General features: G+C 49.4%; 6 protein-coding genes and 2 pseudogenes. 4 read left to right on the top strand and 4 right to left on the bottom strand.

Annotation, left to right across the window (positions count from 1 at the left end; all coding sequences use genetic code 11):
• A pseudogene (locus tag Q0314_RS08880) lies at positions 1-498 on the bottom strand (hypothetical protein); the annotation flags it as partial.
• A gap of 162 nt (positions 499-660) precedes the next feature.
• On the opposite strand from Q0314_RS08880, the gene ribD reads away from it, so the two are divergent.
• Entirely contained in the window at positions 661-1,752 is a 1,092-nt protein-coding gene (gene ribD, locus Q0314_RS08875; RefSeq protein WP_298058352.1) for a bifunctional diaminohydroxyphosphoribosylaminopyrimidine deaminase/5-amino-6-(5-phosphoribosylamino)uracil reductase RibD, read from the top strand.
• A 46-nt stretch (positions 1,753-1,798) separates the two neighbouring features.
• Positions 1,799-2,653, top strand: a complete 855-nt coding sequence (gene thiF / locus Q0314_RS08870; RefSeq protein WP_298058350.1) for a sulfur carrier protein ThiS adenylyltransferase ThiF — start codon at positions 1,799-1,801, stop codon at positions 2,651-2,653.
• Positions 2,654-2,940: 287 nt separating this feature from the next.
• Here the strand turns inward: thiF and Q0314_RS08865 are convergent, their stop codons facing one another.
• From Q0314_RS08865 to Q0314_RS08855, 3 genes are all read right to left on the bottom strand, one after another.
• Positions 2,941-3,693, bottom strand: coding sequence for a hypothetical protein (locus tag Q0314_RS08865; protein WP_298058349.1), 753 nt, complete (start codon positions 3,691-3,693; stop codon positions 2,941-2,943).
• Between the two features lie 15 nt (positions 3,694-3,708).
• A complete protein-coding gene (gene sppA / locus Q0314_RS08860; protein ID WP_298058347.1) occupies positions 3,709-4,578 on the bottom strand; it encodes a signal peptide peptidase SppA in 870 nt (289 codons plus the stop codon).
• 163 nt (positions 4,579-4,741) lie between these two features.
• Positions 4,742-5,968, bottom strand: a complete 1,227-nt coding sequence (locus Q0314_RS08855) for a metal-dependent hydrolase (protein WP_298058345.1) — start codon at positions 5,966-5,968, stop codon at positions 4,742-4,744.
• Positions 5,969-6,060: 92 nt separating this feature from the next.
• Between Q0314_RS08855 and aroQ the strand changes: the two genes are divergently transcribed.
• Both aroQ and Q0314_RS08845 read left to right on the top strand, forming a co-directional pair.
• On the top strand, positions 6,061-6,543 hold the full coding sequence (gene aroQ / locus Q0314_RS08850; protein ID WP_298058343.1) for a type II 3-dehydroquinate dehydratase: 483 nt from the start codon (positions 6,061-6,063) through the stop codon (positions 6,541-6,543).
• A gap of 12 nt (positions 6,544-6,555) precedes the next feature.
• Positions 6,556-6,701 (top strand): annotated as a pseudogene (locus Q0314_RS08845) (X-Pro aminopeptidase); the annotation flags it as partial.

Here is a 6,701-nt window from a genome sequence, read left to right as displayed (position 1 = left end):
GAGTAAATTTAATGTCGCCGAGTCGCCTAAATTTAGCTTCGAGTCATTTGGGATATCGATCGCTTCGCTGAGGCTAAATTTGACGCCATTATAAATGCCGCTGATTTGATCTTCGGCGCGGAATCTGTCGCGTGAATAAATATTGATTTTTCTAAATTCTGTTTCGGTTATGCCTGCTTGGGGATCGTATTTAAAGGTTGGATTTACGTCTTTTATCGCAATGCGAATGAACGTATTTTTAAAAAAACTCGTATAATCTTTTTCCGCATCTAGCGCATAGTATGCGGATATGTTAATAGCAAGAATGATAAACGGGAAATAGACGGCTGCAAATAAATCTCTAGCTCCGCTGCTGTCGAATATATACATAACGATCTCACCTCCTATCAAAAGCACGCCGAAAGTAAAGAAAAGTCCAAGAATTACGCTTTTAATATATCGCCTTTTGCATTCGCTTTGCTTTTTCGTGGTGGCAACTATGGCTTCGTTTATGTTCAAATTTTGCCTCTTTTGGGATTTTACGTTTGGAGCGAATCTTAGCGAAATTTACGCCGCGAAGGTGCGAGTTTGGAGATCAAAATAGTAAAAATAAGTCGCTAAATTTAAAAATCCGCCGCGCAAATTTTAGTATAATACCCCAAATTTAACTAGGCGGCAGCGATGATAAACGACGAATTTTACATGTCTCTAGCCATAAAAAAGGCTTGGGAGTTTCAAATTTTAACCTACCCAAACCCAGCCGTCGGTTGTACGGTTTTGGATGCCGGCGGTAGGTTGCTTTCAGTCGCCGCTCATAAAAGAGCGGGCTTTTTGCACGCGGAGCCAAGCGCGATTTTATTGGCGCTCTGCGAAAAAAGCGAGGCATTTTTAAGGGATTTTTTACGAGACTACAACGCGGCTTTGGGCGTCAAATTTGAAAGTGCTGCCGAGCTTGAAAACGCGGACTTGGAGCCAAATTTCACGTATGAATACATCCTGCAAAATCACGGCGATCTGCTAAAAGGCGCCAAGGCCTACGTGACGCTCGAGCCATGCGCTCACCGCGGTAAAACTCCGCCATGCGCCGAGCTTTTAAGTCGGCTAAAATTTGCCGAAGTCGTTATCGCTAGAGGCGACGAAAACGCCGTGGCAAGCGGCGGCGCGGAAATCCTGAAAAGCAGCGGTATATCGGTCAAATTTGACGTGCTACGGCGCAAGGCGGACGAGCTGGTAGAGCCGTTTCTAACGTGGCAGAGGGGGAATTTTAGTTTTTTTAAGCTCGCCCTTAGCGCAAACGGCGTCGCAGTCGGCACCGCGCAGAGCAAGATCATCTCAAATTTAGCTAGCCGTACGCACTCTCACCGCCTTCGCAGTGCGGCCGAGCTGCTAGTTATCGGCGGCGCCACCGTCCGCGCCGACCGCCCGAGGCTAGACACCAGGCTGATAGAGGACGGCAAAAGCCCAAACGTCATGATATACTCGCGCGAGCGGGAGCTTGACGCGTCTATACCGCTTTTTGGCGTGGAGGGTAGGAGCGTGCGCGTAACGAGCGATATAAACGAAGCTTTCGCGCCGCGTTTAACGATGTTTGAGGGCGGCGAAAACGTGCTAAAGACTCTCGACGAACGCGTAAAATGGCTGCTGCTTTACCGCTCGAGCGAGCTTTTGGACGCGCCCGCGGTGAGGCTAAATTTAAAACTCAAGCCGCTATTTCACGGCGAGCTTGAGGGTGACGTTTACGGATGGTATAAATTTGAGCGGGATTTGGGCTAGAGCGCGTCAAATTTAGCCAAATGATTTTGTAAATTTAAGGAGAAAAATGAAAGAGATAACGCTAAACGGAGCGAAATTTAAAGTCGCGGCAAACACGATGGATGAGCTAAAAAACGAGGCTCTGGACGATAAAAACGGTGATATGTATAAATTTCTAGTCGAATTTAACGCTAGCGAGCCTGATATCTTTATCCTAGACGGCTTTGCGACGAAGGAAAATTTAGAGCTAAAAGAGGGCTCAAACGTCGTATTTATCAGGCGCGGCGTGATGCCCGGACGCGAAGTGCTAAAGGCCATGATCGCCTCCAGAAACAGCCCCGAGCTAAACGCGGCGCTAGCTAGCGGCTGCGTGGGCGTGGCGGGGCTGGGCGGTCTTGGCTCAAATATCGCGCTAAGCCTAGCGCGCACGGGAGTCGCCAAGCTCGTGCTGGCCGACTTTGACGTCGTGGAGCCTAGCAACCTAAACCGCCAGCAGTACTTCGTCCGCCACATCGGTATGAAAAAGACGGACGCCCTAAAAGAGCTCATCGCCGAGGTAAATCCATTTGTCGAGGTCGTGACGCACGACGTGACGCTAACTGCTGCCAACGTCGCCGAGATTTTCGCGCCGTGTGGCGTCATCTGCGAGGCCTTTGACAACGTCGCGGGCAAGGCGATGATGGTAAATGAGGCGGGCGCGAGCCTGCGAGATAAAAAGATCGTCGGCGCGTCCGGTATGGCGGGCTACTTTAGCTCAAATCTCATAAAAACGGTCAAATTTGCGCGAAACGTATATCTGTGCGGCGATCTGCAAAACGCCGCAGGCGTAGGGCAGGGGCTCATGGCCGCGCGCGTGGCGATCTGCGCAAATCACGAGGCAAATCTTGCTATCAGGCTTTTGATGGGGCTTGAGGAGGTTTAAATTTGGCGGCGGCGTAGCGTTGGCGAGTGGTTTGGCATTTTTAACTCGTGCTCAAATTTAGCTTTGGCGAGTTTTTGATTTCGCTAAATTTGAGCAAATTTCGTTGCGATAAAGTTGATGTCTTGCATTTTGCCGCGTAAAATTTATATAAAATTTGACTAAATTTACCCGCCAGGTCTATTGCTAGTCGTTTGCGTTTAGCTGGTCGCACCGAAGTTTAGTTTCAAAATTTTATCGCAAAATTTAATCCAAATAGGCGCTTATCCAGCAAGAAAAATTTAGTTACGCTACTTCATCTTCGGACGAAACGAGCGTTTTACGTCAAAGCCCTTGCTGGCGATTTTTATATCGTTTGGGATTATGCCTGCCGGCGCAGAGGCGTCCTTTTTGGCGGATAAAAACTCTACTAGGCTTTGCCAGACGAAATCAGCGTCCAGATAAAGCCCCATCGCGCTAAGTTGCGGATTTATCGCGGCAGTGCGGATGCTTTGCGTTATCTTAAAAAGCACGATCGGCGCATTTAAAATCTCGTCTGCGCTTATCGCTTTACCGTCGCGAACGATGTTTTTTAACGATTTTTCGCAGGTGGCGCCTAGGGGGTATTTTATGTCGAGCAAAATATCCTCTCTCGTGGCGCGATCGCCTATCTGCCGAAACTGCGAAACGGGATAGGCGCGAAAATCGTTGTTAAACGTCAAGATCCCAGTTTTGTTATCGGTTTCTTTTAGATCGAGGCTGGTATAGATCTTGCCATCAGCGGCGAAAATATGAACTAATTTTTTGCCGATAAAGATGATAGAGTGTAGCAGGCGCGGCACATCGTTGATGTCAGTTTTGTTTAAATTTATAAATTTACCGCCCGCAAATCGGTAACCGCCCAGTTTCTTTTCAAAATCCATTTTGTCTATTTTGCTCAGTTTCCATAGCTCATCGGCGGCGACGAGAGTCGAGTTTCTACGGTCGTAAACCAGCGTCTCGTCAAGGCCGTATTTTGATACCATAAAGTCGTAGTTGTCTTTAAATTTCGAGATTATTTTCACGCCGCGCCTTTAAATTTACCTCGCCTTAGCTTCAAAAAACGCCGAGATTAGCGAGTTTGCGCCTTGATTTATAAATTTTTGCATCGCTTTTTCGTAGACGGACGGCTTTTCCCAGACGGGCTCGGCCACGCCGCTTAGTTTTTCTAGCTCGGCGCGCGCCGAATAATAATCGCTAACCTCGTCGATGAGTCCGAGCTTTGCCGCGTCGCTGGCGAGAAATACCCGCGCGTTTGCCCACTCTTTGCTTTTGTTCGCGTCTAGGTTTCTATCCGCCGCCACGTCGCTTACGAACATCTCGTAGCTGGCGTTTACGAGCTCTTGTAGCTGCTCGCGCTCGATTTTGCTCCACGGGCGCAGAAACGTCCCAGCCTCTTTATACTCGCCCGCTTTTACGACTTGCTGCGAGACGCCGATTTTAGCCGCTAGCTCGCTGGCGTCTGCGCCTTGCATTATCACGCCGATCGAGCCGATAAATGCGCCCGGATTTGCCAAAATCCTGTCCGCGCCCGCGCCCGCATAGTAGCTCCCGCTCGTCATCGACCCGCCCGCATACGCGACTACGGGCTTTTTGGCGCGCAGATTTTTGACTGCTAGGTGCAGCTCGACGCTAGGCGCTAGCGCACCGCCCGGACTATCGATATAAAGCAGTACGCCCTTGATGTTGGCGTCCTTGCGCGCGGCCTCGATCTTTTCTAGCGCCTCGTTTGCGTCCATGATCGCGCCTGAGAGGTTGATCTGGGTTAGGTTGGGCGGATTTATGCTCTCACGCTCGCCGCTAAAAAATATCAAAAATACGATGAGTAAAAACAGCATCGCCTTAAAATAGGTGTTTATGAACCTAAAAATCGCCGCAATCGGCGCAAAAATAAATCTTAAAAATCCCATTTTTTTCCTTTAAATTTATCGTTTTCGTGAAATTCGGGCGCATTTTACCATTTAAATTTATAAATTTAGCTAGCGGGCGGGATTTAAGAAACGAGCCACAAATTTGAGCTTAAATTTAGCATTTTTATTTTTTCGCGCCAGAGCCTAAACTGTAAAATTTGGCTTAATCGTTTAAATTTACCTCTGCGCCACCCACAAATAGCCGCTCGCAGCCCTTAGCGTGCAAGATGAGCATGAGCGGTAGCTGCACCGCGTCCGCCTGCGCAAAACCGCCGTATAGCGCGAGGTCGGCTAGCTTGCCCGTTTTTATCTCGCCCGAGTCTAAATTTAGCGCCTTTGCCGCATTTTTTGTCGATGATAGAAGCAAGATTTTAGCTAGCTCAAGCGGGTCAAATTCGGTGTGAATGAGCAAATTTGCCCGTAGCTCGTCAAGGAAATTTAGGCTTATATTTGAGCTAAGCCCGTCCGTGCCGATGTTTATGTTTGCTCCCACGTCCAGCGCGGCGCGTAAATTTAGCGTGCGTTTGCTAAGCAGCCTGTTTGAAACCGCGCAGTGCGTGAGGCTGTGAAGCTTCGGGTTAAAGCCCGAAAAATCATCCGCCCAAACGCAGTGGGTAAAGAGCGTACGAACGCCTGCAAACATCGCTACAAACGAGCTTGGCGTATAAAGCGGACGCGCGGCGGGGTTAAATTTGACCAGCCACTCTTTAAAGCCGCCAGAGCCGCCCTCTAGCCAGTTTTTTTCATGTTCGCTCTCCATAAAATGCGTCGAGATGACCAAGTCCCGCTCGCGGGCTAATTTTAGCGCCGCAGCGGCTAAATCAGGGTGCGTGGAGTAGGGTGAGTGCACCGAAACCGCGGGCGTAAAAAGTGGGCTTTTGCGCTTTTGCGACGCTTCAAAGCGGGCGGTGAAATTTGCCAAATTTTGCTCCAGCGCGGCTTCGTTCGTGCCTAAAATTTCGTTAAAAAACACGACCCGCCCGCCGCAGTTCGCGCACGCCTCCAAATCCCCGCCAAAGCTAGAAACCGCTCCGAAGCTCGCCACGCCGCTACGCTGCATGGTTTTTATCGCAGAGGCGATGACGGCGTCGTTTGCCGCCTGTGAGAGCGCGCCGCGAGAGGCGATAACCGAGCTTAGCCACTCTAAAAAATCGCCGTAAACGAGGCTGGTCTTGTTCGCGCTAAACTCCAGATGCACGTGCGGGTTGATGAAGGCCGGCGCCAAAACGGCGTCTGGATACTCGAAAAACCGCGCGCCCTCGTATCTTTTACGCAGTTCCTCGGCCTTTCCAACCGCCTGGATACGTTCATCAAAAGCGATCGCCGCATCCTCTAAAACGGTAAAATTTTCGTCGCACAGCATTGTAAATTTCGGTTTAACGATGATCATTTTTCAAGCTCCTATTTTTCGTGATTGTAGCGAAAATTTAGCTTAAAAAATGTATAATCAAGGCTAAATTTAAATCTTTTAAAAGGCTAAAAATGGAAACAAAATCTAAACTAATGGTCATCCAAGGCTCGAATATCAACATGCTGGGCACGCGCGAGCCTGATATCTACGGCTCGATGAAGATGGAGGATATCCACGCACAGATGAAGCTTTTTGCCGAGCAAAACGGCATCGAGATTGAGTTTTTTCAGAGCAATTTCGAGGGCGAACTAGTGGATAAAATCCAAGAGTGCTTCGGTGAATTTGACGGCATCATCATAAACCCAGCCGCCTACACGCACACATCTATCGCGATCCGCGACGCTATCGCAGCCGTCGGACTTCCGGTTATCGAGGTGCATATCAGCAACATCCACCGCCGCGAAGAATTCCGCCAAAAAAGCCTCATAGCGCCGGTAACTGCGGGGCAGATCGTGGGCTTTGGGCCTGTGGGCTACCACCTAGCTATGATCGCGATGCTGCAAATTTTTGAGCAGATAAAAGCTCTAAGGGCCGCTAGAGAAAAAGCGGAGTAAGATAGGGCGAAGTTGAAAAATTTTATCCTAAAGGACGAAAACGCCGTATTTCACGAGTGCGGATATGGCTGCGACAACGCGATATTTTTGAGTCTCGCGGGGCGCAAATTTTTCCTCACCGATGCGCGTTATAGCATCGAGGCGCGCGAGCTTTGCAA

This window comes from uncultured Campylobacter sp. (assembly GCF_938040115.1).
Taxonomy (GTDB): Bacteria; Campylobacterota; Campylobacteria; order Campylobacterales; family Campylobacteraceae; genus Campylobacter_A.
The sequence above is the reverse complement of the archived record's forward strand: the minus strand, read 5'-3'. Positions and strand labels throughout refer to the sequence as shown.